Here is a 23,248-nt window from a genome sequence, read left to right on the forward strand (position 1 = left end):
CGACGGGCGCCCTAACAATTCAGAATCACAAGCTACCAACTTTCCGGCAGCGACCATGCAGGCCATGGCAAGACTGCGGCGCTGGCACGGCCGCTTAGCCCCGCTGGTGCTGGCACCACTGTTGCTCACCGTGCTCAGCGGCATGGGTTACCGCCTGCTGCGTGACTGGGGAGGCCTGAGCCGGGACCAGGCCCACGTGCTGATGGTGCTGCACGAGGGCGAATGGCTCGGTCGCCATGGCGAAACGGTTTATGTGGCCCTCAATGGGCTGGGCCTGCTCTGGATGCTGGCGACCGGCTTCGGCATGGCGGTGCAGCAATGGCGCCGTTCAGCGCAGGCGAAGCCCAAGACAGAGCCTGAAAGCTGAGGCGTTACAGTTGTTGTTTGGCCAGAAACCTCGGAACTGGGATGGCAGCGGAAATCAACGAAACCGATTCAACGGCAGCTACTGCAACGGCAGCTCCAGAGGCAAGCCCAGAGGCTGCGAAGCCGGCTGGCCCCAAGCTTTGCGCCTATGACCTGATTAAGGCCTTTGAAGCCGAGCAGCTCAAGAGCGATCTGCCTGAGCTCTATGTGGGCGACACCGTTCGCGTGGGCGTGCGCATCAGTGAGGGCAACAAGGAGCGGGTTCAGCCTTACGAGGGCGTGGTGATTGCCAAGCGCCACGGCGGCATGAACGAAACGATCACCGTCCGGCGCATCTTCCAGGGCATCGGTGTGGAGCGGGTGTTCATGCTGCACAGCCCGCAGGTGGCCACGGTCAAGGTGGAGCGGCGCGGTAAGGTTCGCCGGGCCAAGCTCTTCTACCTGCGCGATCGGGTTGGTAAGGCCACCCGCGTCAAACAGCGTTTCGATCGCTGAAGTTTCCTTCCAACGTTTTTATTCGTCGTTTCAATTTCCCGGTGCTGCCCTTGGGCACCGGGCGAAAGGGCCTCTTCTTGCGCCGTTAGTTCAGTTGGTAGAACGCAGGTCTCCAAAACCTGATGTCGGGGGTTCAAGTCCTCCACGGCGCGCTCGATGCCCTTTCCTGCACTTTCCTGGTTCCGGACATGGAGTTGGATTTACAGCCCGGTGATGTGGTCAAAGTTCTGGAGTCTGCGGCTCTTGGCTGGGTCCGTGCTCGGGTGATCCGGGTCAAATCCGGTGGTCGTGTTGTTGTCCAAAGCGACCAGGGTCGTGAGTTCACCGCCCGGGGCAACCAGGTGCGCTTGATCGAACCGGCCGGCTTCCGTCCCTAGGCTCCCTGCAGCTTTGGCGTCTTCATGCTCATCCTGGCGGCCAGCAATGGCCATAACCTCGTCTTGGCGCGACGCGTCAGCTCGATTGCGGCGGAGCAGGGGCACGGCGTTGAGCTGATCGATCTTGTCGCCCTGGGTCTGCCGCTCTACACCCCGGCGGCCGAAGCGGTGGGACCAGGAGCGAATCTGGATCGGCTCGCCACTGAACTGCGCCTGCATCAGCGGCTGTGGATCTGTGCGCCTGAGTACAACGGATCGCTGCCCCCCAGCCTCTCCAGTGCCCTGGCCTGGCTCTCCCGGACCACCAGCGATTTCCGCAGCCTCTTCAACGGCCTGCCGGTGGCGCTCTCCAGCCACAGCGGCGGCAGCGGCCAGAAGGCCCTGAGCGCGATGCGGCTCCAGTTCTCCCACCTCGGCTCCACGGTGCTGGGGCGCGAGTTGAGCTGCAGCGACGAACGGGCGGCCAATCCAGAGAGCATCGCGGCGATGTTGGTGGAGCTGCACCGCCTGCCCACTCCTGGTTGACGGCGGGACAGGCGGCGGTTGATACTGCCGTGGTCGCTCTGGCGGCACCGATGGCCGCACCGGCGCCGGGTTGATTCCCGTCTGCCAGTACGCTGCCGGTTCGCATCATCTGGGACTGTAGTTCAACCGGTTAGAGCACCGCCCTGTCACGGCGGAAGTTGCGGGTTCGAATCCCGTCAGTCCCGTTTGGCTCTCTGAGCCCTTGTCATCAAGGAGAACGTTGTTGTGACGGTGCGGGTACGCCTGGCTCCCAGCCCCACCGGCACTCTTCATATCGGCACGGCCCGAACCGCTGTTTTCAACTGGCTGTTCGCCCGCCATCACGGCGGTGCGTTCCTGCTGAGGATCGAGGACACCGACAAGGAACGCTCCAAGCCGGAATTCACCGCCAACATCCTCGACGGGCTGGCCTGGCTGGGCCTGGGCTGGGACGGCGAGCCGGTGATCCAGAGCGAGCAAATCGAAGCCCACCGCGCCGCCATCGCCCAGTTGCTGGCCAGCGGCCACGCCTACCGCTGCTTCATGAGCGAAGCGGAACTTGAGCAGATGCGCCAGGAGCAGAAGGACCTCAACGCACCGCCACGCCACAACAACGCCCACCGCGATCTCAGCGCTGCCCAGCAGGCAGCCTTTGCCGCCGAAGGCCGCGAGGCGGTGATCCGTTTCCGCATCGACGACCAGGCCACGATCGTCTGGAGCGATCTGGTGCGCGGTGAGATGCGCTGGAGCGGCAACGACCTCGGTGGTGACATGGTGATTGCCCGCCGCGCCCCGGCAGCGGACATCGGCGATCCCCTCTACAACCTGGTGGTGGTGGTCGACGATGCCGCCATGGCGATCAGCCATGTGATCCGCGGCGAAGACCACATCGCCAACACCGCCAAGCAGCTGCTGCTCTATGAGGCGCTGGGGCTGCCCCTGCCGGTGTTTGCCCACACCCCGCTGATCCTCAATGGCGAAGGACGCAAGCTCTCCAAGCGCGATGGGGTCACCTCGGTGGCTGATTTCCGCGACCGCGGCTACACCGCCGAGGCGTTGGTCAATTACATGACCCTGCTGGGTTGGTCGCCGCCTGAGGGCATGGCTGAACGTTTCGGCCTGGCGGAGGCGGCGGCGGCCTTTGGTTTTGAGCGGGTCAACCGGGCCGGAGCCCGCTTCGACTGGGACAAGCTCAACTGGCTCAACAGCCAGGTGCTGCATGAGCGCAGCCCTGCCGTTCTGTTGGCCGAACTGCTGCCGCTCTGGCAGGCCGCAGGCTGGTGGGATTCGAGTGCTGATGGGGCCTGGGGCGAGCAACTCGCCGCCCTGCTCGGCCCGTCGCTGGTGACCCTGCAAGACGGCCTCGACCAGGCCCGTCCGTTTTTTGAATGGCCCGGCTACGACGCGACCGCGACCGGACAGCTGGCTTCGGCGGAGGCCCGCTCGGCGCTCGCTGCCCTGCTGGAGGCGCTGCCGGCTAGCGATCAACCGCTGGCCGACGCCACGGCCCGGGAGCTGTTGGCTGTAGCCGCCAGTGGGGCTGGCGTCAAGAAAGGCGTGGTGATGAAGAGCCTGCGGGCGGCACTGCTCGGCAGCCTGCAGGGCCCGGATCTGATCACCACCTGGTGCCTGCTGCACCCAAGCGGCGAAGATCGCTCACGCCTTGAGCGCAGCCTCGCCACCTGAGCCAAGCGAATCTTCGCTGGTCTCTTCGCCGTCCACTTCGTTTTCGCTGGGGGCGGGCCGCACCAGGCCGAGCAGTTTCGCCAATGGGGCCGCCGTCAGCCCCTGGATGCCCACCGTCATCAGGATCGTCAGGAAGACCAGGCCCTGCAGCTGGCCGGCCCCGGGAACCCCGGCTTCATCGAGCCGCAGGGCGAACAGGCTGGCCACCGCAGCGGTGACGATGCCGCGTGGGGCCAGCCAGGCCAGCAAGACCTTCTGGGGCAGGCTGAGCGGTAAGCCGGCTGTGGCGATCCCCATGGCCAGGGGCCTCACCACCAGCATCAGGGCCAGCACGCAGGCCACGCCACCGAAACCGAGCGGGCTGAGCTCCGCCCAGGAGACATCGGCGGCCAGCAGGGGGAACAAAATGCTGACCGCCAGCTGAGCCAGCTGGCGGATCAGGGTTTCGAGCTGGGCGGAATCGAGCTGGTCACGGCGACCCACCATCCAGCCAGCAGCCACGGAGGCCGGCAAGCCCGACTCGGGCAGCAGCACTTCGCAGCCGGTGAACATCAGAAAGAGGATGCCCAGGGTGAGCTGCAGGCGCAGGCCACTGGTGGGATCCACCGGCAGGCGGCGCAGCAGCTCGGAGAGCAACAGGCCACTGAGGAGGCCGATCACCACACCGCCACCGAGGCGAATCACCAGGTCGATACCGAGTTGCTTCCAGCCGCCCAGACCACCGAGTACCAGCTCCAGCAGCAGCAGCGCCAGGACGGCCGCGAATGGTTCGAGTACCAGGCCTTCGCCTTCAAGCACCTCTCCGAGGGGCGGCGCGAGGCGCATCTGCTGCACCAAGGGGGTGACCACCGTGGGGCCGGTGCCCAGCACGATCGCGCTGAACACCGCCGCCAACGGCCAGTTCAGCCCCGCCAGCCAGTGGGCCGCCAGCAGGCCGCAGGGCAGGGCCAGCAGCAAGCGCACCAGCACGATCCGCAGCACCGCCAGCCGTGCCACCTGCTGGGGCAGGTTGAGCTTGAGGCCGCCATCAAAGAGCACCAGGCTGACCAGCAGCCCCACCACGGTTTCGAGGCCGCTGCCCAGCTGAAAGGGGTTGACCAGGCCAAGGCCGGAGCGGCCGATCACCAGGCCGGCGGAGAGCAGCAGCACCACCGCCGGCAGGCCCGTGAGCACGGCCGTCAGCTGGGCCAGAGCGCCAGCAAAAACAGTGACTCCCCAGAGCAGTTCAAGCCGCTCGGGAGCATCGGTGATCGGAAGATTCAAGCGTTGATCGAGGTGTCTTGGGGGTCTTTCGGTTCGATCTCAATGGTGCTCAAACCAGAGCTGAAAGAAACCGATGGTAGGCAAGGGGATCTGCTCGCTCACAATGCCCCAGGAAGTGGCAGGCTGGCGCGAATGAAGGCAGCCCCCCAGTCCCAGGCCGGTCCGCCTCAGCAGCCCCTGTTGCTGCTGGTGGATGGCCACTCGCTGGCCTTCCGCAGCTTCTATGCCTTCGCCAAGGGCGGTGAGGGGGGTCTGGCCACCAAGGAGGGGGTGCCCACCAGCGTCACCTATGGCTTCCTCAAGGCGTTGCTGGACAACGTCAAGGGCCTCACCCCCCAGGGGGTGGTGATCGCCTTTGACACCGCCGAGCCCACTTTCCGCCACGAGGCCGACGCCAGCTACAAGGCCCACCGCGATGTGGCCCCGGAGCACTTCTTCAGCGATCTGGCCAACCTGCAGGAGATCCTCTCTGGGGCCATGGATCTGCCCCTGTGCATGGCACCGGGTTTCGAGGCCGACGACGTGCTCGGCACCCTGGCCAACCGGGCGGCGAATGCCGGCTGGCGGGTGCGCATCCTCTCGGGTGATCGCGACCTGTTCCAGCTCGTTGATGACGCGCGCGACATTGCCGTCCTCTACATGGGTGGTGGCCCGTACGCCAAGAGTTCAGGGCCGCTGCTGGTCCGGCGCGAGGGAGTGGTGGCCAAGCTCGGCGTGACGCCGGAGGAGGTGGTGGACCTCAAGGCCCTCACCGGTGATGCCAGCGACAACATCCCCGGCGTCAAGGGGGTGGGCCCCAAGACCGCCATCACCCTGCTCAACGCCCACCTCAACCTCGATGGCATCTACGCGGCCCTCGATCAGCACAAAGGTGCCCTCAAAACAAAGCTCGAAACCGACCGTGAGAACGCCTATCGCTCGCGCATGCTCGCCGAGATCCTGATCGACATCCCCCTGCCGGCCGAACCGCGGCTGACGCTCGGCGCCGTGGACGGTGCCGCCCTGGGCTTGCGGTTAGAAGAGCTTGAGTTGTTCAGTCTGGTGCGGCAGCTGGCGGCCTTTGAGAAGGCTTTCTCGGCCGATCACCAAGCTGAGGGCTCGCCGGACCCATTAGCGCCCGCCAGCACAGAGGAAACCGCACCAGGTCCCGCTGATCCGAGTGCGCCCAGCCTGCAGCCCCTGATCATCCAGAGCCCAGAGCAACTCCAAGCGTTGCTGTTGAGGCTGATGGCGGCCAGCGATCCCGCCCGGCCGATCGCCCTCGACACCGAAACCACCTCCTTGAATCCCTTCCAGGCGGAGCTGGTGGGAGTGGGCCTCTGCTGGGGTGAGGGCCCCGCCGATCTGGCCTACATCCCGATCGCCCACCAGTTCGGGGAAGCCACTGATCTGCTGGAGCAGGCACCGGTGCCACCCCGGCAGTTGCCCCTCGATGGGGTGCTCATGGCCCTCGCCCCCTGGCTTGAGAGTGCCCAGCACCCCAAAACCCTGCAGAACGCCAAGTACGACCGGCTGATCCTGCTGCGCCATGGCCTGAACCTGGAGGGGGTGGTGATGGACACCCTGCTGGCCGATTACCTGCGCGATGCCAATGCCAAGCACGGGCTGGAGGTGCTGGCGGAGCGGAACTTCGGCTTCGTGCCTACCAGCTTCACCGAACTGGTGGCCAAGGGCGACACCTTCGCGGCGGTGCCGATCGAGGCCGCCGCTCGCTACTGCGCCATGGATGTACACCTCACCTGGCGGCTGACGCCGCTGCTGCGCGGCCAGCTGCAGCAGCTGGGGGACGCCCTGCCGCAGCTGCTCGATCAGCTGGAGTTGCCGCTGGAGCCGGTGCTGGCCCGCATGGAGGCCACCGGCATCCGCATCGACAAGCCCTATCTGGCCACCCTGAGCGAAGAACTGGCCGGCGCCCTCGCCAGCCTCGAGGCCGGCGCCCGCGAAGCCGCTGGGGTGGAGTTCAACCTGGCCTCACCGAAACAACTGGGTGAGCTGCTGTTCGACACCCTGGGGCTGGAGCGCAAAAAATCGCGCAAAACAAAAACGGGCTGGAGCACCGATGCCGCCGTGCTCGAAAAACTCGAAGCCGACCACCCGGTGGTGCCGCTGGTGCTGGAGCACCGCACCTTGAGCAAGCTCAAAAGCACCTATGTGGATGCGCTGCCAGCCCTGGTGGAGCTCGAAACCGGCCGCGTCCACACCGACTTCAACCAGGCGGTGACCGCCACCGGACGGCTCTCCAGCAGCCATCCCAACCTGCAGAACATCCCCATCCGCACGGAGTTCAGCCGCCGCATCCGCAAGGCCTTCCTGCCCCAGGAGGGCTGGCAGCTGATCAGCGCCGATTACTCCCAGATCGAGCTGCGCATCCTCACCCACCTCTCAGGCGAAGAGGTGCTGCTGGAGGCCTACGCCAACGGCGACGACGTGCATGCCCTCACCGCCCGCCTGCTACTCGACAAAACCGAGGTGACAGCAGAGGAGCGCCGCCTGGGCAAAACAATCAACTTTGGCGTGATCTACGGCATGGGCGCCCAGCGCTTCGCGCGCGAAACAGGCGTGAGCCAGGTGCAGGCCAAGGAGTTTCTCTCGAAATACAAAGAGCGCTACCCCAGGGTTTTCGGTTTTCTGGAGCTGCAGGAGCGGCTGGCCCTCAGTCGCGGCTATGTGGAGACAATCCTGGGGCGTCGCCGCCCCTTCGCCTTTGACCCCGGTGGCCTCGGCCGGCTGAAAGGCAAGCCACCAGAAGAGATCGAGCTGGAGGTGGCCCGCCGCGCGGGAATGGAAGCTCAGCAACTGCGGGCGGCGGCCAATGCACCGATCCAAGGCTCATCGGCCGACATCATCAAGCTGGCGATGGTGCAGCTCGATCAGGAGCTGCGCGCCTCAGGGCTGCCCGCCCGACTGTTGCTGCAGGTGCACGACGAACTGGTGCTGGAGGCGGCCCCCGACGCCCTCGACACCGTTCTGGCCACGGTGAAACGGGTGATGGAGAACGCCGTTCGCCTCCGCGTTCCCCTGGTGGTGGACACCGGCTGGGGAGCGAACTGGATGGAGACAAAGTGATTGAAGAAGTGATCGAAGCGGCAGTCAGAGCGACCCTGCCAAGTCAGAATTTGATCCCTATTCGTGCCGCTGAGCACACCTGGTCTTGACGCCCTCCTTCCTGCCACCAGCTGAAACGCCGCGTCGCAACCGCCGACCACGCAAGCGGGAGTTGTTCTGCCCAGCCCACCCTGAGCAGCAGTTGCTGGGCAACGGCCGCAAGTATTTTTTGCATCTGCTCACCCCCGAAGAGCTCAAGCAACGGGGCATGAGCGACAAGAAGGCCCGCCTGCTGATCCAGGCCTACCCGGTGCTGGTGCTCAGCAACGAATGGCTGGAGCAACTGTTCTGTCCTGAGTGCGGCTGCAGCCGCTGGTGCCATGTGGCACGGCTGGATCGGGTGGAGCACACGGTGCGCTGGGCACCGCGCGAACTCTGGGAGCAGGTGGCCCATGTGGATCCGGTGGTGGCCAACCCGAGCGTGAGCGAGTTCAGCCGCCGGGAAGCAGGGCGCCAGCGTCAGAAGCGTGCCGACAACAGCCGGTACTTCGATCCTGGCTAGGGGGTGATTGCGGGCTCATTATTCGCAGTATTCGGCCCGTACTCGGGCACCAGTTGCTGCAGAACAGCCACAGCAGCTTGCTCATCCCAGACCGCCAGAGCCTGTTCCATCTGGTCCATCAGCTCGGAGAGGCGATCGGCGGCTAGAGCGCTCTCGTGGGCCAGATGAATCAGCGGATGGGCGGTGGGACAATCTGAGTCCCCGATCAGCAGCTCCTCATAGAGCTTCTCGCCGGGTCGTAGGCCCGTGAACTGGATCGAGATGTCGCCGTCGGGATGGTTGGCGTCGCGGAGTCGGCAACCGGAGAGCCGAACCATCTGGCGCGCGAGGTCAACGATGCGCAACGGTTCGCCCATGTCGAGCAGGAAGACCTCACCGCCCTGGGCGAGGCCCGCGGCCTGCAGCACCAGCTGGGCCGCCTCCGGAATGGTCATGAAGTAGCGGGTAATCTCGGGGTGGGTCACGGTGAGCGGCCCGCCGCTGGCGATCTGCTCACGAAACAAGGGCACCACCGAACCGGAAGACCCGAGCACGTTGCCGAAGCGAACCATCGAGCAGACCGGACCCGCTCCGGTGGCGGTGATCCTGGCCGCGGCAGCCTGAACCAGCAGTTCACAGGCGCGCTTGCTGGCCCCCATCACATTGGTGGGGCGCACGGCTTTGTCGGTGGAAATCAGGATGAAGCGTTCGAGATCGCAGGCCATGGCGGCCTCCAGGACCGAGCGGGTGCCCAGGAGGTTGTTGCACAGCCCCGCACAGATGTTGCCCTCCACCAGAGGCACGTGTTTGTAGGCCGCTGCGTGGAACAGCGCATCAACGTTGTGCTCCAGCAGGAGTTGTTGGAGGCGCGATTGATCCCGCACATCGCCCAGCAGAGGAATCAGCAACGGATGGCTGTGCAGGCCCGGTTCCGTCGCCAGCGATCCGAGTAACTCCTGCTCGATGGCGTAGAGGCCGGCTTCGCTCTGTTCCAGCAACACCAGCCGGGCGGGCTGCTGGCGCAGGATCTGGCGGCAGAGTTCCGAACCGATCGAGCCGCCGGCACCGGTGACCAAAACCGAGCGCCCGCAGACCGGAAGCCGCAGCAGATCAGGGTCAGGCGGGCTGGGGTCGCGGCCGAGCAGCTCCTCGATCGCCACGGGGCGGAGATCGGTCACGGCCTGTTCGCCCGTGGCGATCCGGGACAGGGAGGGCATCAAGAGCACGGTCAAGCCCATCCCACGGAGCTGCAGCGCCAATTCGCGTCGCCGGACCAGGGGGGCTGAGGGGATGGCCAGCAGCACCTGGCGGATGCCATGACGATCGATCAGCGCCGCCAGATCACGGCTGGAATGGATCGGCAGCTGCTGCAGCTGGCGCCCGCTGAGCGTGGGGTCATCATCCACCGCCGCAACGAGCTCGAAGCGTGGGTGGTGGCGCAACTCAGAGAGCAGCAATGAGGCGGCCTGGCCAGCGCCGAACACCAGGGTGGGAATTTTGGGGCTCGCTGGGCGAGAAGCCAACGCCACAGCCGCTGGGCCGTCGCCGCGAACGCGCAGCCAGTAACGCAGCAGATCACGTAAAACAATCCGGCTGGCCATCAAGGCAGCTGAAACGAACAGCCAGAACAGGAGCCAGAAGGCACGGAAAGGCGGATCGTCATGGCCGCTGAGGGTGCTCACCAGCAGCACCAGCAACACGATCGAGGCGGTGCGTGGCAGCAGGGCGTAGAGCGCATGACTGCCGGTGTAACGGGTCAGGCCCCGATACCAGCCGCTGATCCCCAGCACGGCGATGCCGATGGCCACCGCCAGGGGCAACAGGAACAGATTGCTGCGCAACATCGGCGAGAAGGGTGCATTCAGCCGCAGGGCAAAGGGCAGCCAGAAGCTGAACACGAACAGGGCCGAATCGAGCGCGATCAGCAGCAGGCGCCGGCTCAGCACCTCGGGGAAGGGCAGCGCCTCCAGCAGCCGCAGAACAAGCCGATCAGGCCGGATCATCGGGGCAGACTTTCCCACAGGCAAGTGTTGGCGCGGTAAGGCCGCAGGCCGACCAGCCAGGCCCCAATGTCCTGGGGGCTGGGCCGCTGGGGTGCCTTCCACGCCTGCCAGGCCGCATCAGTGGGCTGCTCGCTCTGGATCGTTCCGTTCGCATCCAGCACCACGCAACGCCCCTTGCTACCCGGTCCGATCAGGTCCTGACCGATCGCCTCGACAGGCATTTCGACGCCGGTGCCACTGCTGGCCAGGGTGAGCAGCCGCAGCCGAATCGGTGGCCCCCCGCCAGCGCCCTTGGGCTGGTAGTTGGCTGCTGCCACCAGGGTGAGTGCCGGCGGGGGATCACCAGGATCGTCAGCCGCCGGAGCCCGCCGGTAGACCCGGCCCTGGCGCTCGATCTGGTCCGGCAAGGCTGGCCACGGCCCTGCCCCTGGCTGGCGGAACAAGGTTTCCAGTGAGAGCACCGTTGCCCAGCCGGCCAGAGCGAAAAGCCCCCACGCTGGTCCATTCATGGCTTTGTGCTCCGCATCAAGCGGGTGTGATGCAGATTCAGCTCCAACACCAGCACCCAGAGCAGGCAGGTCAGGGCCATCGCCATCAGTGAAAAAAGATTCGAGCCCAGCCCCTCATGCCAGAAGCTGAAGCTGCGCCACTGGGCCAGCCCTTCGAGGCCAGGACTGAAATCGGTGTAGGCCAGCAGCACGATCCGCAGCAGATTCACGAAGAACGCCATGACAACAGCAAGCAGTCCGAGAACGAGCCCGGCTGCTACAGAAGGCCATCGTGAGGGGAAGGGCGGACCGGCGGGAGGGGGCAAAAGAATCACCAGCACCAATGCCGCCGCCAGGCAGAGCGCCATGGAGTTCACGCCCGTGCAGCTCGCATCGACCACCAGAACTTTGTCATTTAACAGGATGTTTCTGCCCTCGGAGAAGGCTGGACGACCCAGCACCCACAGCAGCAGCGAGGAGATCCAGGCGGTGAGCGAGGCCAGAGCATCGGTGGGTAGGAAGCGATTGATCAACACCTGGCCCGGCAGCAAAGCGCCAATCAGGCCCAGGGTGGCCAGGCCACTGGAGCGCCAGGCCAGGCCGCTGAGCAGGCCCAGCCCCAGCAGGGATGCCAGGGGCAGCAGATGCAGCAAGGGGTCGTAGAGGCGAGCCACGCGGCTGAGGACCAGCAGGCTCCAGAGCAGCAGCAGCAGGGCAGGCACCACCCTGTAGCCCGACAACTGCTGCAGGGGAGGGTTGGAACCCTGCTCTTCACGCTCCAGCAGCAGCAAGGCTCCTGCCAACCAGGACAGGCTGGCCATGATCGCGAAATCGGCCAAGCCCGAGCGGACCAGCAAGGTGAGCTGGGCTGCTGCCAGGGAGCAGAGCAGGGTGAGCCGCGCCCAGCCTTCCGCCGAGGCCCGGATCACGCAGGCTCCTCGCCTAGATCGGTGACTGATTCCTCTGCTGATGTCTCCTCTGCTTGCTCGTCGTCTTCCAAAGCCTGCCTGAGTCGGCGGGTCTCCAGCACCCGCTCCACGGTGGCCTGCAACGACCGCGGCCAGATGAACGAGGCCCCGAGGTAGTAGAGGGCATAAAACAGTGCCGTCAGGCTCAGCCGAACCATTTGGCGGGCCAGCTGACCGAAGGAATTGGAGCGGGCCAGCTGGGCCTGGCTGAGCAGGTTGGCCTCCGCCCGGGTGAGCAGCCGTTCCACCTGCTGGCGCAGCTCCGGCAGCGTGCTGTTCTGTTCCAGGGGGGTTCCCTCCTGTTGCAGGGCCTGCAGGATCTGGGGCTGGCTTGCCACCACCTGCCGCAGCCGCTCCACGCTGGTCTCAGCTTCCAGTTGCTGGCGGAACTCGCTCAGGGTGTCCTGGGTGGTGCGCAGTTGAGCATCCAGTGAGTTCAATGTGCTGCTGGAGAGCTGCTGGCCCACCCCAACCACCGCCATCGCTGAGAGCAGGTAAAAAAGTGCAGCAGCACGCAGCAGCAGCCGCAACCAACGGGCCAGCCAGAATTCCCAGAGGGCCGGCAGGGCGTCGCCGCTGAAGCCAAAAAACAGAAACAACAACGCCACCGCCGGCAGGGTGGAGCGCTCCAGCACTTCAGCGATCACTCCCAGCAGGCGTTGGGGATCACCAAAGCGGGGAGGCAGCAACGTGGTGATCACGCTGGCCAGAAACACCAGAAAGAAGGTGTAGGAGCAGAGACGGGCGAGGTTGCGGGCTTTACGACGGCTGAAGTCATCCTGGAGCTCTATCGACATGAAATCGTCATGCAAAAAGCCTTGGCTCTGCAAGGCTACGACGCCTGCTGATCAGCTTCCCGTGCACCCAAAAGCACCACAGCCGCCATGGCGTACGGCCTGATCTCCCATAAGATCGGTTCAAAGTTCGGCAGATATGGCTACCAGCACCCCGAACACCCCAGCGCCAGCCGCCTATGCGCTGGTCCCGGCAGCCTCGCCCAGCGACGAGGGTGGCATCGGCCTCAATGGGCTGGTTCGGATGCTGCGCCGCCGCCGCCGGATTTTCCTGTTCACCGCCGTGGCCGTCACGCTGGTCGCCGGTCTGCGCGCGATCTATCTGCGCATCAACACTCCCGTGTTTCTGGGGGGTTTCAGCCTGCTGATCTCTGATCCGATCAATGAAAGCGGTGGGGCCAGCGGGGAGGCCGGAGCCGGTACCGGTGCTATTGGCTCGGTAGCCCGCAACGTGAGCCGCAACGATGTGCCCACCTTGATCCGAGTGCTGGAGAGCCCGGCGGTGCTGGAGCCTGTGCTCAGCGAACTGGTGAGCCGTTTTCCCGATCAGCCCATTCCCCAGGTCGACGTGAGCCTGGTGTCAGCCGATGCCAACCAGGGCAGCCCGATCCTGACTTCAGGGGTGCTTTCGGTACAGGCCCGGGGAGGTAGCCCTGAGCTGGTGCGCGAAACCCTGGAACTCACCGAGCAGGCCTACTTGAATTGGGCCCTGCAGCAGCGCCGAGAGAAGCTCACCGAAGGTGTGAAATTCCTCGATAAGCAAGCTCCAGACCTGCAAGCCCGCAGCGCTGAGCTCCAAGGCGAGCTGGAGCGTTTCCGAACCGACAACAATGTGTTGGCCCCGGAGGCGGAAGCGGCCTCGGTGCGCGGCCAGGCCGAAACGCTGCGCCAGTCGTTGGAGAACCAGCTGGCCGAGCGCCGCCGGCTGCAGCAGGTGCGTGCCGATGTGGCGGCCGGGCGGCTGACAGCCCGCAGTTTCTCCAGCACCGCGGGCGATGGCGGCGGTGGCGACAACTCCGGATCGGGCACAAGCGTGACTCTGGATGTGCCCAACCAGCCCATGCTCAGCGAACTCAATCGCCTGGATGCGGAGATCGCCGCAGCTCGCTCGATCTATACCGCCAACTCTCCATTCCTGCGCAACCTGCTCAGTGCCCGCGACCAGCTCCAGCCTGCGCTCCAGCGCAAGGAACTTGAAGCGGTGGATGCCACCCTGCAGCAGCTCAATGGCTCGATTGCGGCCTTGAACTCCCAGATCGGCGGCACCGACGCCCGTTTCCGCAGCCAACCGCCGCTGCTGCGCCAATACGAAGCTTTGCAGAACAAATTGGTGATTGCCCAGAACAATCTGGCCAGCTATCAGAGCACCCGTGATCAGTTCCAGCTGGAGATTGCCCAGAACAACGTGCCCTGGAAGGTGATCAGCCCAACGGCGGTGAACCCCAACCCGGTGGCACCCCTGTTGGGGCAAGGCCTGCTGCAGGGCTTGTTGCTGGGCGTGGTGGCCGGTGGTGGTGCGGCCTTGGTGCGTGATCGCCTGGATCATGTGTTCCATTCGGCCGGTGAAGTTCGTGACGAGCTCAAGGTGCCACTGCTAGGCCATGTTCCTTACATCTCCTTCTTCGAAGGGGTGCGGCGTGACAAGCGCTTCTTACTCAAAGACCTTGACGCCCAACAGACCGGCATGGCCGGCTACCAGCGTTTCACCTATCAAGAAGCCTTCCGCAACCTTTACACCAGCCTGCGCTTCATGAACAGCGACCGAACGGTGAAATCGGTGGCCGTGAGCAGTTCGGTGCCGTCAGAGGGCAAGAGTTTGCTGATTGTGCTACTGGCCAAAACCCTGAGCGAACTGGGCAAAACAGTGCTGCTTGTGGACGCTGACCTCCGCCAACCCCAGGTGCACCACAGGCTTGGACTCAACAACTTGAGCGGCCTGTCCAACCTGCTCACTGAGCAACAAACTGACTGGCGCTCAATGCTGCAGACCGTGCCGGACCATCCCAACTGGCAGGTGATCACCGCCGGCCGGCGTGTGCCCGACCCGCCGCGGCTGTTGAGTTCTGAACGGATGGGCCATCTGGTTAAAGAAATTGCCGACACCAGCACCTTTGACCTGATCCTTTACGACACCCCGCCCACCCTGGGCTTGGCTGATGCCTCCCTGCTGGCCGAAAACCTCGATGGCATTTTGCTGGTGGTGGGCCTCAACAAGGTGGATCGCCAGCTGCCAGCTCAGGCTGTTGAGCGCATTCGTGCTGCAGGTGCACCGCTTCTGGGCGTGGTAACCAATTCGCGAATTGCCACAGGTGATCGAACCAACATCTATGGCTACTCGAGGTATGGCTACGAGAGCTACAGCAATGGTGCCCAAGCTCTTGATCCCGGTCCTGCTTACGATTATTATTCCACTAACGGCGTTGACCGAAGTCGGGCTCCGAAAGGACTAGCTGCGCTCGTCCCTAACCGTGCAAACCTGAGGCGTTGGAAAAAAGGAATTGGGTCTTGGCTTGACTAAAAAACACCTAACTCTTGTCGCTCTATTCTTCAGACAATAGAATATTCTGGAAGTATATTCTATTAAAACAAGACAATGTTGGCATGCTTGAGTAGTATTCAAGCTATTTCTATCTATATTTTTGGCGGCGAATCATGTGTGGCTTTTAAACGGGCGAGGCGTCGGCGGTAGCGTTTCAGGCCTGCGAGGGGCAACAGTGTCAAGACCGATAAGGGAGCAGGGATTTGGCGCAAAAAGCCACTGCGAAGAGTGAGATCACGACGTTCCGTGGCGGTTAAAAAGTTAGAATTTCCAGCATTGAAATAGTCTCCGAGAGCATCAGTTCCACCAACAAAATTCACAATCTCGCTTGGTGTATTGTTTAAGCCTGTGCCTGCAAGGTTGAGTGATAAACAGGTGGTGCTCCCAGCGGGGCAGCCGCCTGATGTCACACCAAAGTACAGAGTATCAGTGGAAGAATTATAGTAGCCGTTGTTACCAGTGAACTGAAAAGTTTGTGTATTGGCAGTATTGCTAGTGAAGGTGAGATTGATGCTATCGATAACATTGCCACCAACATAATTAAAACTGCCTGTGACTGTGCCTGATCCGGTAAATCTAAAAAAGAAAAAAGGGGGTGATCGAAAATCCAGCTCTAAACCATCCGGCGGATTAACTGCTCCCTCAAACACATACTGCAGTGCATGGGCAGCTCCTTGACAGGCCAACACAGCCATAGAGGTGGCCATTACATAACCAAGGCCATGACTGGCCAATCGATTGAGCTTGGCGTGATTGCTAGGAGGAGCCATGGCTTTAGGTGGATCTTAAATTGATGCACAATCTGTCCAGACAGAGCAATGTTAAAAGGAAAGGTCTTTTGTTTGAGGATTTTGGTTGACGCATTAGAAAAAGGCTTTAGTACAAGCATACCGCTGTTCCTGTTTTCCTCTTCGAATTATTTGCTTGCATAGGCTAGCGTTTGCCGCATCGATATGTCTTACACAATCAAATATCCACTCTTTCCAAGCTATTCTATAAGCGCCGCGTATTGGCTTGACGTTGAAAATATTGATTAATGAGCGCGGTAACTCGCTTGAATGGGATTGCGAGACGCCAAGTGGAAAGACAAGGCTAAACGATGGAAGAAGTTTTAAAAAGATACAGAGTAATTATTGAGGCTATATTGTTTGCCGGAATTAAACTATTTTAGATCCTCGCCAATCTTACTGTCAAAATGGAAGTATTTATTAAACTATTCAACATATTATGATTGCGTGATACAAAGATTCGGAAAGAATTGGACCAAAGGCGCAAGAATCAAGCTTGTGGCCTAGTTCCATCAAGATATCTGGCCTTGATGCGTTTGTAATTTACAGTGAAAAACGAAAATAGCCCTAAAGCTCCTAGAGATCCAGGTGCCGGGATGCGTCTAAATGTCCCGTCAATACGTAAAAAGTTTTGCTGATTTTCATTGGTAATAGCAAAGGTGTTTCCAGAAACGAAAAATTCGATATCAGTATCTATAAACTCAGTTGTATTGGGAATGCTAAATATATTGTTTGGTTGCGTAATCTCAATTCTATCAGGGCAAGGACTATTGGGGGGTGGAGCTGTAAAAGCACAAGGGGGGGTATTTGAGGTTTCATCAATGCTTATCGGTACAGCGGCAGTAACAAAAAATGGAATTAGATTATCGTCAAGGAAATCATACCTAATGTTCCAAGTTACTTGTGCAATGGCAGTAAAGATAGGAAAGTTAAGATGATTCAGAACAAATACATTATTTGCTGTGAGCGTATTTCCGTTCGTCGGGATTAAAACGTTAAATGTTGAGCCGTAGGCACGAAGGCCGCTCCTGTTGGTGGCAGCAGGAATGCCCCAGCGAATGCCGGAAGGGTTTTGGTTGTTGGGTGCAGCTTGGGGAATGGGTGCGGGTGCCAAAAAGCCGCCGCCTGCCGGTGGTCCAGTTTGATTCTCATAAGTAACACCTGCTGCGGCTGGGCCAACAGGAGCGCTCCAGAAACTAGAAGCACCCACAAAGGTAAGAGCCAATGCGGGCACGGGAGCAGCCAAGACTGAGCTGAAACCAAGTATGGCGGCAATTGGAAGACGCTTCAAAACCTTAATCATTTCGCTTAAACTTAGTTGAATTCTGTGCCTGGTTCGACTCTGTGGAGTCGCTTTTGTATCTGTCCATTACGGCAGAATTTTACTCTGCCGTGGGTTTGCTCGCGAACTCTATCGAAGGCAGTTCCAAGAGGACGTTGCGGGAATAATCCGCGCGCCATCGCCATGCCCACCCGGCGCTGGCCTGGTTCTGCGGCTGGTCTACCAGAGGCCGGCGGATGTCAATGTTGAGGAAGGCCCTGTTGAGGTTTACAGTTGTATTCCGTTCATTCTGGCCAAATTCATTTCGTCGAACGTGGTGGATTGATTGTATTGTTTTGGAGAAGATCAGGTTTGGCTAATTTCGTGCATAGATTGAAGGTTGATCCGTCATTGATCAGCCATTGGGTAGCTCAATCTTTTACCAGCTCAGCCAGTCAAATGATGATGTTTGCAAGCTCTTGGATTCTTCGGCTTGCTAAAAGGGAGGGTTCCTTCCACGCTGTTTTCGGCTTTTCCTTGTGTCCGGCAATACTCCTGGTTGCAGCTACGCCGAAGCCGGTTCAAGCCTTTACTGTTTTTTCGGGAGTTGATGTCTGCACAACTTGCGGTGGCAGTACACGTTTGTCTGCTTTCCCCAATTCACTCAACGCCAGCAATAACTTTCAGAGCATTCTGCAGGGTAATTTTGTTCAAACTTTTGACAATCAGACAACATTCGTGCCAAATACAAGTTTTTCTACCAATAGCCCTATCGTGCTGTCTTTCCCAGATGCTGCTGGGCCTAACATTATCGCCACACTTGGTGGAGCTGGCCCTAACCCGGCCCTCATTGTGGGGGCGATCCGGAACACTCCTGGCACAACAACCAATGGCTTTGGGCGTTATTCGATTAGCAATAATCAGTTTTTGGAAGTGCCAGCGGGTGGCACGAATCAGTTCCAGATTAGTGTAAGTAGGGCGATTGCTGTGATCGGGTTCTATGGTGTTGACATCGGAGATTTTGGCGGCAGCTTGACATTGGAGTTGTTTAATGGAGCGACCAGTTTGGGCACTCGCCTTGTTCCAAGTCCAACAGGGTCATCCGGAAGCACGGATGGTTCTATCCTTTTCTATGGCATTGCCACGTCTAATCCTGCTGAAGTGTTTGACCGCGTTGTGTTCAATACTACGATCGGAACCGGAGATGTCTTTGCCTTTGATAATTTATCGATTGCTTCTCTTCAGCAGGTTGTCCCTACACCCGCTCCAGCGGCTGGTGCCTTGTTTCTCCTTGGTGTGATTGGTCGTCTTCGGCGCCGCTATTCACCCAGCCATCATCAGCCTCAGTAAGGGGATACTGAAATGATCAAAGCATCTGGGCTTTTGTATGGCTGGACGGTTTAGGTGCGTTTTCGTTGATTTGACAATGGGGCCAGATCGATGGCGCTCTTGGATTATTTGGCCAGTGAAAGCTATTCTCTAGATTCTTGTTATGGTCTTTTGGACTTATTGACACCGCAGCAGGGCGGCTTGTAGATGCGCGATCTGCAAGTCTGCTGCTGGCTTTTTCTCTGGGTGTGATGTCCCGTCAGCCCTTGTTGTCACGCCGTCAGTTTTTGCTGGGCTCGTGGCTGCAACGAGGCAGGGCTAGGTGTGTCGTCACCCCCCTTTGTCAGCTGAACAACGTGGTGGGACTGCATACCTCGCCGCCGCGGCCGACCTCCCGCCGGCCGAGAACGGAGCCCTGGAGCAGGCGGAGACAGATCCCGTCAGTGGCGGTGCCGATACACAGAACGATCTCTGGTGCGATGATTCGCCGCGGCGAAATCTGGGTGTCGCGCCTCCACCCGAATCAGGGCGCAGACGTAGGGAAAGTCGGTCCGATGGTGGTGATCCAGGTGGATCCGCTGTCGGAGGCGGGGGTCGCCACAGTGCTTGTTGTGTCCCTGACAACCCAGCAGCGCCGCGGTGCCGAAGCCCCGCGCCCTCGATCGCACGCGAATCGTTGAAGGCCCCCTCGCCATCCTCACCAGAGCGGAGATGGCCACCCTCGAGCAGGCACTGAGAAGCGGGATGGGGATGGTGTGAAAGCGCGGCAGCTAACTGAAGGGATTCAGCAGACGAACCCCGGTTCCGGCGAAGTCAGCTGTGTTTCGCGTGACCACCGTGAGGTCATGCAGCAGGGCAATGGCAGCGATTTGCTTGTCGATGGCGTGGTGGGGATCGGGCACCCGCAGTCGCCCCCAGAGCTGAGCGGCATCTCCATCCAGCGGAAGCACCCGATCGCCGTAATCCTTCAGCACCTGCTCAATCCAGTTCTCCAGCAACCCGGCCTGTTGCTGATCACCGCGGTGGCGAATCAGGTAGACACCACGGCGAAGTTCGCCAATGGTGATCGCCGAAAGAAACAGCGGGGTATCGTTGCGGGCAACCTCTGCCCAGAAGGCAATCAATCCAGGATCAGCGCGGCTGGCCTTGCGCGCTTCGCTGATCACGTTCGTGTCAAACAAAAACATCGGCTGCCTCATCACCGTGCTCGCAAGCCCGCTGGAAGTCGGCATCGCTGCCCACATCCGGCATAGTGGCCAGCAGCTCGGCCAGGGTCCGCCGTGGGGGTGCCAGCAGAGCAGCGGCCAGGATCACCCGATGTTCGGCTTCTGCGCTGAGCCCATGGGCCCCAGCGCGCTTCTTGAGAGCCTGGACGATGGCCTCATCGACGCCACGCACCAAAAGGTCTGCCATCTTCTTCAAGCACTTCGCTGATATCAATGCTATCGGTGCTGGGACTGGAACCCGATGGCCGGCTTGTCACGCGCGTCTCGTTCCTGTGGCTGGCTGCTGATCACAGCTGGTCTGGACTTGTTGCTTGTTGGGCTCGGGGTGGTAAGGATGGCCCGAATGGATTCAGCCTCCCCGCCCCTCGGCCTGCTGAACGGCCGTGGGAAACGGCACCGCCACTGTGCGCTCGAGCGCCACAGCCCAGGCCAGCAACACAGCCGCAACAGCCGACCCAGCCACCAAGCCACCCGCCAGCACCGCTGCCCCGATCGACGTGCTGGCCACCACGTAGGCCAAGCACACCCGACGGTGTGACCAGCCGGCCTGCTGCAGGCGCTGGTAGAGGTGCAGCCTGTGGGCCCGGAATACTGGCTGCCCAGCGGCGAGCCGCCGCAGCACGCAGATCAGTGCATCGGCCAGCAACGGCACGGCCACCAGCAGAAGCGCCAGGCCATCGGCAAGGCTGGGAGCCTGCAGCAGAACCCCGGCGAACACCGCCCCGAGGAAGGTGCTGCCCACATCGCCCATGAACACCCGCGCCGGGCTCCAGTTCCAGATCAGGAAGCCCAGCAGGGCCCCCACCAGCGGCCAAATCCAGGACGCTCCGGAGCTGATCGCGGCTACGGCGAGCACCACGGCCGAGCAACCGGCCACAAGGCCATCGAGGCCATCCATGAAATTGAAGAAGTTGATCACTGCCGTGATCGCGACTAAGGCAACGGCCAGCAGCAACCAACCGAGCCAACCGCCAACGAACGCTGCCGTGATCGATGTCGGCCCGACGACCAACAGCAGGACAAAGGCAGTGGCCAGCTGAGCTCCGTAGCGCAGAGCCGCCGGCAGATTCAGCCGATCATCAAAGAGCCCCACCAGCGCCAATGGCGCGCAGAGCAGCGGAACCAACGGCAAGGCCCAGAGGCAGCTCACCAATACGAAGCCCACCCCACCGCCGCGGGGCGTGGGCAGGCGGTGGGCGCTACGGGCATTGGGTCGATCGAGCAGGCCACGGCGCAGCAGGGGCAGCAGCAGCAGCAGCAGCAGCCAGCAGCTCAGTGCCGCCAGCGGCACGCTGATCCAGGCCGAGACGAGGGGAGTGCTCATGGCGGCGGCTGCACCTGGAACGGCTGGGGCGGACGCCCAATCAGATCTGCAACGCAGACAAACCCCGCCAGATCCGCGCTCAACCGCATCACCGCCTCGAAAGTTTTCGGCGACACCAGCAGCAGCGGTGACGCCAGCCACTGAAACAGATGGGTGGGCAGGCTGAGCAGCCGGCAGCGGGCCGCGCGCGGATCGCCCTGCTGGATCCGCTCCAGCAGGGCGCGATAGCTGAGGGTTTCGTCTCCACCCAGCGGCAGCAGTGCTGATTCACTCAGGGGCGATTCCTTCGCGGTGCTGGCCATCTCACGCCCCTGTTGAAGAGCCACCGCAACCAGATCGGCGGCGGCAATCGGCTGGCGCAGGCCCGTCTGGGCTGGAAGGGGAAGCAGCGGCAGCCGACGCAACACGTTTCGCAGCGCTTCCACATTGCGGTCGGCGTGATGGGCGCTGCGGCCGTGAATCAGGGTGGGAGCCAGGATCCGGGCGGGAACGCCCAGCTGCTCGGATGTCTGAAGCAGCAGGGTCTGGGAGTTAGCCAGGCGCGCCGACAGCTCTCGATCGAAGCGGTTGGCAGCGAAGCGCTTGGTGATCACGCTCGACGACGAGCAAGCCACCACTCCCCTCAGCTCTGAGAGTGCTGCAGGCTTGTGGCGGGCCATCGCAGCCAGGAAGGGCGCCAGCAGCCAGATGGGGGCGAAGCTGATCCAGATCTGGGGCCCCGGGGGCAGGGCAGCGGCGGCGGTCTCAAGCCCTTGCCCCGAGAGATCGCTGAGATCGCAGTGCTGCCACCACAGCCCGGCCATACCTGGCGGGCGGTGGCGCCCAAGCCCAACCCAGGAAGCGCTCGCCTCCAGCTGCTCGATCAGCGCCTCAGCGCAGAGGCTGTTGGCACCGAAGATCACCAGGGTTGGCGCACCGCTCACCACAACCTGCGGCAGGGGAAGCTGGCCAGGGCAGGATCGTCCGTGACCAGGGTGAGACCATCGAGTTCTGCCTGAGCGGCAAGCAGGCGATCGAAGGGATCACGGTGAGCCAGGGCGTAGCTGCCGGCCCTCAGGCCATGGCGCCAGGTCACCGGCAGAGCCACGAAGCCCTGAGCTTCCAGCAGCGTCCATCCCTCCTGCAGCACGATGTCGGCGGAAGGCAACCGACCCAGGCGGTGCTTGGTGGCGATCTCCCAGGCCGACGCCGCACTGACGAAGACCTGCTGAGATGGATCGACGAGAGCAGCCAGCACCGGTGCGGAAAGTAGTTCCGGCTCGGCCAACCACCAGAGCAGAGCGTGCGTATCGAGCAATAGCTGCATCAGGGAAGCAAGGAGCTCTCGAAGGTGTGCAGCTCTTCCTCAGGGAGCGGAGCCAGCAACACCTCCAGCCCGGGTAGGTGTAGGCGGCCCTTCAACACACCGGGCTGCCGCCTGGGCTGAGGCTCTTCCAGAGGAACAAGCCGGGCCCAGGGCCGCCCACCCTTGGCGATCACAATCGTCTCTCCGGCATGGGCCGCATCGATCAGGCGAGAGAAGTGGGTCTTCGCTTCATGCACATTCACCATGCGCGTCTCTTCAGCTGGTGAATCCTCTAGTCGCATGGATTCGCACGGCCAATGAAATCAAATTAGTCCACCCCTGGACCAGATCGTTCACTCCAAAGGCCAGGCGATCGGCTCCACGCCATGAGGTCATGGCTGCCGTTGCAGGAAGGCCGGGCGGCCATCCCAGCCGGTGGCGCGCCAGAACTGGGAGCGGAGCTGATCCCGCAGGCGCCGCAGCGGGTTTTCGGCGGGTGCGTCGATCGGCACGCCCAGACCTTCCACGCGGATTCCCTTGGCGCCGAGAACGATTTCGGCGATAGTCCGGGCCCTGGGCAGATGGGGCTCATCCGTCACCACGGTGACCTGGCCCAGGGGCACGCTGCCGCTTTGGCTGCGGATCCAGTCGGCCAGGCAGGTGAGCTGGCCCACCGTGTCGACGCCGCAGGTGAGGGTGGTGACCCGCGCCAACGCCGCCGGCCCCGGTTGGCGGGCGGCAATCTGCCTGCGGGCGATTCCCTGCAGGTAGGAGAAGCCCTGGATCACCAGCTGCTGCGTGGGATCCTGCTGCCAGAGATCAAGGGCTGCTGTGGTGCGGCGCGGATCCTCAGAGAGCACCACGATCGCTGCGCCGCCAGCTGCGGGCCAGAGTGCTGGCGCCAGCCAGGGCCAGGCCAGCCACCCGCCAGCCGCCACTGCAGCCAGCGTCACCAGGGCAGGTGGT

Annotated in this window: 24 protein-coding genes and 2 tRNA genes; 12 read left to right on the forward strand and 14 right to left on the reverse strand. The window is 62.2% G+C overall.

The features are described from left to right. The first annotated feature begins 55 nt into the window (after positions 1 to 55). The 7 genes from ACXMDM_RS08185 to gltX all read left to right on the forward strand — a co-directional run bounded on the left by ACXMDM_RS08185 (position 56) and on the right by gltX (position 3,428). Positions 56 to 367, forward strand: a complete 312-nt coding sequence (locus ACXMDM_RS08185; RefSeq protein ID WP_071801333.1) for a peptidase — start codon at positions 56 to 58, stop codon at positions 365 to 367. Between the two features lie 41 nt (positions 368 to 408). Further along, on the forward strand, positions 409 to 861 hold the full coding sequence (gene rplS, locus ACXMDM_RS08190) for a 50S ribosomal protein L19 (RefSeq protein WP_071801334.1): 453 nt from the start codon (positions 409 to 411) through the stop codon (positions 859 to 861). A gap of 79 nt (positions 862 to 940) precedes the next feature. Next, a tRNA-Trp gene (locus ACXMDM_RS08195) sits at positions 941 to 1,013 on the forward strand. Between the two features lie 36 nt (positions 1,014 to 1,049). Next, positions 1,050 to 1,238 (forward strand): SH3 domain-containing protein, encoded by a 189-nt coding sequence (locus ACXMDM_RS08200; protein WP_006043540.1) that lies wholly within the window; start codon positions 1,050 to 1,052, stop codon positions 1,236 to 1,238. A 24-nt stretch (positions 1,239 to 1,262) separates the two neighbouring features. Next, positions 1,263 to 1,763, forward strand: coding sequence for an NADPH-dependent FMN reductase (locus tag ACXMDM_RS08205; protein ID WP_259723049.1), 501 nt, complete (start codon positions 1,263 to 1,265; stop codon positions 1,761 to 1,763). 111 nt (positions 1,764 to 1,874) lie between these two features. Beyond that, positions 1,875 to 1,948 (forward strand) — tRNA-Asp (locus tag ACXMDM_RS08210). 40 nt (positions 1,949 to 1,988) lie between these two features. Then, positions 1,989 to 3,428 (forward strand): glutamate--tRNA ligase, encoded by a 1,440-nt coding sequence (gene gltX, locus ACXMDM_RS08215; protein ID WP_259723048.1) that lies wholly within the window; start codon positions 1,989 to 1,991, stop codon positions 3,426 to 3,428. Here the strand turns inward: gltX and ACXMDM_RS08220 are convergent. Further along, positions 3,399 to 4,691, reverse strand: a complete 1,293-nt coding sequence (locus ACXMDM_RS08220; protein ID WP_233830698.1) for a cation:proton antiporter — start codon at positions 4,689 to 4,691, stop codon at positions 3,399 to 3,401. The genes gltX and ACXMDM_RS08220 overlap by 30 nt on opposite strands. 132 nt (positions 4,692 to 4,823) lie before the next feature. On the opposite strand from ACXMDM_RS08220, the gene polA reads away from it, so the two are divergent. Then, the gene (polA, locus tag ACXMDM_RS08225; RefSeq protein WP_259723047.1) at positions 4,824 to 7,757 is read left to right on the forward strand and encodes a DNA polymerase I; all 2,934 of its coding nucleotides are present in this window, start codon (positions 4,824 to 4,826) and stop codon (positions 7,755 to 7,757) included. Positions 7,758 to 7,842: 85 nt separating this feature from the next. After that, positions 7,843 to 8,298 (forward strand): hypothetical protein, encoded by a 456-nt coding sequence (locus ACXMDM_RS08230; RefSeq protein ID WP_071801338.1) that lies wholly within the window; start codon positions 7,843 to 7,845, stop codon positions 8,296 to 8,298. Here ACXMDM_RS08230 and ACXMDM_RS08235 read toward each other — a convergent pair. Genes ACXMDM_RS08235 through ACXMDM_RS08250 form a run of 4 tightly spaced genes read right to left on the reverse strand, consistent with a single transcriptional unit; the run spans position 8,295 to position 12,533 of the window. Beyond that, positions 8,295 to 10,280 (reverse strand): polysaccharide biosynthesis protein, encoded by a 1,986-nt coding sequence (locus ACXMDM_RS08235; protein WP_259723046.1) that lies wholly within the window; start codon positions 10,278 to 10,280, stop codon positions 8,295 to 8,297. The two genes, ACXMDM_RS08230 and ACXMDM_RS08235, sit on opposite strands and share 4 nt — an antisense overlap. Further along, the gene (locus ACXMDM_RS08240) at positions 10,277 to 10,789 is read right to left on the reverse strand and encodes a hypothetical protein (protein ID WP_259723045.1); all 513 of its coding nucleotides are present in this window, start codon (positions 10,787 to 10,789) and stop codon (positions 10,277 to 10,279) included. Before ACXMDM_RS08240 ends, ACXMDM_RS08235 begins: the two co-directional genes overlap by 4 nt. Continuing rightward, complete coding sequence (locus ACXMDM_RS08245) at positions 10,786 to 11,697, reverse strand: archaeosortase/exosortase family protein (RefSeq protein ID WP_259723044.1); 912 nt, start codon at positions 11,695 to 11,697, stop codon at positions 10,786 to 10,788. Before ACXMDM_RS08245 ends, ACXMDM_RS08240 begins: the two co-directional genes overlap by 4 nt. Then, on the reverse strand, positions 11,694 to 12,533 hold the full coding sequence (locus tag ACXMDM_RS08250) for an HpsJ family protein (RefSeq protein WP_259723043.1): 840 nt from the start codon (positions 12,531 to 12,533) through the stop codon (positions 11,694 to 11,696). The genes ACXMDM_RS08245 and ACXMDM_RS08250 overlap by 4 nt, the downstream gene beginning before the upstream one ends. 136 nt (positions 12,534 to 12,669) lie before the next feature. Between ACXMDM_RS08250 and ACXMDM_RS08255 the strand changes: the two genes are divergently transcribed. Next, positions 12,670 to 15,048 carry a GumC family protein gene (locus ACXMDM_RS08255; protein WP_259723042.1) on the forward strand — a complete coding sequence of 793 codons (2,379 nt, stop codon included), beginning with the start codon at positions 12,670 to 12,672 and terminating at the stop codon, positions 15,046 to 15,048. Between the two features lie 113 nt (positions 15,049 to 15,161). Here ACXMDM_RS08255 and ACXMDM_RS08260 read toward each other — a convergent pair whose 3' ends face one another. Both ACXMDM_RS08260 and ACXMDM_RS08265 read right to left on the reverse strand, forming a co-directional pair. Next, positions 15,162 to 15,839 carry a hypothetical protein gene (locus ACXMDM_RS08260; RefSeq protein WP_259723041.1) on the reverse strand — a complete coding sequence of 226 codons (678 nt, stop codon included), beginning with the start codon at positions 15,837 to 15,839 and terminating at the stop codon, positions 15,162 to 15,164. Between the two features lie 508 nt (positions 15,840 to 16,347). Beyond that, positions 16,348 to 17,160: a hypothetical protein gene (locus tag ACXMDM_RS08265; protein ID WP_499569366.1), complete on the reverse strand. Its 813-nt coding sequence runs from the start codon at positions 17,158 to 17,160 to the stop codon at positions 16,348 to 16,350. A 252-nt stretch (positions 17,161 to 17,412) separates the two neighbouring features. Here ACXMDM_RS08265 and ACXMDM_RS08270 point away from each other — a divergent pair, with 252 nt between their 5' ends. Both ACXMDM_RS08270 and ACXMDM_RS08275 read left to right on the forward strand, forming a co-directional pair. Then, on the forward strand, positions 17,413 to 18,468 hold the full coding sequence (locus tag ACXMDM_RS08270) for a hypothetical protein (protein WP_259723039.1): 1,056 nt from the start codon (positions 17,413 to 17,415) through the stop codon (positions 18,466 to 18,468). A gap of 458 nt (positions 18,469 to 18,926) precedes the next feature. Beyond that, positions 18,927 to 19,127, forward strand: a complete 201-nt coding sequence (locus tag ACXMDM_RS08275; RefSeq protein ID WP_499570386.1) for a type II toxin-antitoxin system PemK/MazF family toxin — start codon at positions 18,927 to 18,929, stop codon at positions 19,125 to 19,127. A 90-nt stretch (positions 19,128 to 19,217) separates the two neighbouring features. Here the strand turns inward: ACXMDM_RS08275 and ACXMDM_RS08280 are convergent, their stop codons facing one another. The 7 genes from ACXMDM_RS08280 to ACXMDM_RS08310 form a co-directional block, all read right to left on the reverse strand. Then, complete coding sequence (locus tag ACXMDM_RS08280; protein WP_259723038.1) at positions 19,218 to 19,634, reverse strand: type II toxin-antitoxin system VapC family toxin; 417 nt, start codon at positions 19,632 to 19,634, stop codon at positions 19,218 to 19,220. Beyond that, on the reverse strand, positions 19,621 to 19,860 hold the full coding sequence (locus ACXMDM_RS08285) for a FitA-like ribbon-helix-helix domain-containing protein (RefSeq protein WP_259723037.1): 240 nt from the start codon (positions 19,858 to 19,860) through the stop codon (positions 19,621 to 19,623). The genes ACXMDM_RS08280 and ACXMDM_RS08285 overlap by 14 nt, the downstream gene beginning before the upstream one ends. A 162-nt stretch (positions 19,861 to 20,022) precedes the next feature. Continuing rightward, positions 20,023 to 20,997 (reverse strand): MraY family glycosyltransferase, encoded by a 975-nt coding sequence (locus ACXMDM_RS08290; protein ID WP_259723036.1) that lies wholly within the window; start codon positions 20,995 to 20,997, stop codon positions 20,023 to 20,025. After that, complete coding sequence (locus ACXMDM_RS08295; protein ID WP_259723035.1) at positions 20,994 to 21,920, reverse strand: hypothetical protein; 927 nt, start codon at positions 21,918 to 21,920, stop codon at positions 20,994 to 20,996. Before ACXMDM_RS08295 ends, ACXMDM_RS08290 begins: the two co-directional genes overlap by 4 nt. Next, positions 21,917 to 22,303, reverse strand: a complete 387-nt coding sequence (locus ACXMDM_RS08300; RefSeq protein WP_259723034.1) for a type II toxin-antitoxin system VapC family toxin — start codon at positions 22,301 to 22,303, stop codon at positions 21,917 to 21,919. Before ACXMDM_RS08300 ends, ACXMDM_RS08295 begins: the two co-directional genes overlap by 4 nt. Further along, a complete protein-coding gene (locus ACXMDM_RS08305) occupies positions 22,303 to 22,584 on the reverse strand; it encodes a type II toxin-antitoxin system Phd/YefM family antitoxin (protein ID WP_259723033.1) in 282 nt (93 codons plus the stop codon). Before ACXMDM_RS08305 ends, ACXMDM_RS08300 begins: the two co-directional genes overlap by 1 nt. A gap of 90 nt (positions 22,585 to 22,674) precedes the next feature. Further along, positions 22,675 to 23,235 (reverse strand): ElyC/SanA/YdcF family protein, encoded by a 561-nt coding sequence (locus ACXMDM_RS08310; RefSeq protein WP_259723032.1) that lies wholly within the window; start codon positions 23,233 to 23,235, stop codon positions 22,675 to 22,677. Positions 23,236 to 23,248 lie beyond the last annotated feature (13 nt).

Source organism: Synechococcus sp. CS-603, from assembly GCF_977929215.1.

What these genes read in the sequence shown, in the direction of transcription:
- ACXMDM_RS08275 (WP_499570386.1), top strand. Translation starts at nt 18,927, where the DNA reads ATGATTCGCCGCGGCGAAATCTGGGTGTCGCGCCTCCACCCGAATCAG.
- rplS (WP_071801334.1), top strand. Translation starts at nt 409, where the DNA reads ATGGCAGCGGAAATCAACGAAACCGATTCAACGGCAGCTACTGCAACG.
- ACXMDM_RS08235 (WP_259723046.1), bottom strand. Translation starts at nt 10,280, where the DNA reads ATGATCCGGCCTGATCGGCTTGTTCTGCGGCTGCTGGAGGCGCTGCCC.
- ACXMDM_RS08240 (WP_259723045.1), bottom strand. Translation starts at nt 10,789, where the DNA reads ATGAATGGACCAGCGTGGGGGCTTTTCGCTCTGGCCGGCTGGGCAACG.
- ACXMDM_RS08280 (WP_259723038.1), bottom strand. Translation starts at nt 19,634, where the DNA reads ATGTTTTTGTTTGACACGAACGTGATCAGCGAAGCGCGCAAGGCCAGC.
- ACXMDM_RS08250 (WP_259723043.1), bottom strand. Translation starts at nt 12,533, where the DNA reads ATGTCGATAGAGCTCCAGGATGACTTCAGCCGTCGTAAAGCCCGCAAC.
- ACXMDM_RS08265 (WP_499569366.1), bottom strand. Translation starts at nt 17,160, where the DNA reads ATGATTAAGGTTTTGAAGCGTCTTCCAATTGCCGCCATACTTGGTTTC.
- ACXMDM_RS08260 (WP_259723041.1), bottom strand. Translation starts at nt 15,839, where the DNA reads ATGGCTCCTCCTAGCAATCACGCCAAGCTCAATCGATTGGCCAGTCAT.
- ACXMDM_RS08305 (WP_259723033.1), bottom strand. Translation starts at nt 22,584, where the DNA reads ATGCGACTAGAGGATTCACCAGCTGAAGAGACGCGCATGGTGAATGTG.
- ACXMDM_RS08185 (WP_071801333.1), top strand. Translation starts at nt 56, where the DNA reads ATGCAGGCCATGGCAAGACTGCGGCGCTGGCACGGCCGCTTAGCCCCG.
- ACXMDM_RS08200 (WP_006043540.1), top strand. Translation starts at nt 1,050, where the DNA reads ATGGAGTTGGATTTACAGCCCGGTGATGTGGTCAAAGTTCTGGAGTCT.
- ACXMDM_RS08205 (WP_259723049.1), top strand. Translation starts at nt 1,263, where the DNA reads ATGCTCATCCTGGCGGCCAGCAATGGCCATAACCTCGTCTTGGCGCGA.
- ACXMDM_RS08290 (WP_259723036.1), bottom strand. Translation starts at nt 20,997, where the DNA reads ATGAGCACTCCCCTCGTCTCGGCCTGGATCAGCGTGCCGCTGGCGGCA.
- ACXMDM_RS08255 (WP_259723042.1), top strand. Translation starts at nt 12,670, where the DNA reads ATGGCTACCAGCACCCCGAACACCCCAGCGCCAGCCGCCTATGCGCTG.
- polA (WP_259723047.1), top strand. Translation starts at nt 4,824, where the DNA reads ATGAAGGCAGCCCCCCAGTCCCAGGCCGGTCCGCCTCAGCAGCCCCTG.
- ACXMDM_RS08285 (WP_259723037.1), bottom strand. Translation starts at nt 19,860, where the DNA reads ATGGCAGACCTTTTGGTGCGTGGCGTCGATGAGGCCATCGTCCAGGCT.
- ACXMDM_RS08300 (WP_259723034.1), bottom strand. Translation starts at nt 22,303, where the DNA reads ATGCAGCTATTGCTCGATACGCACGCTCTGCTCTGGTGGTTGGCCGAG.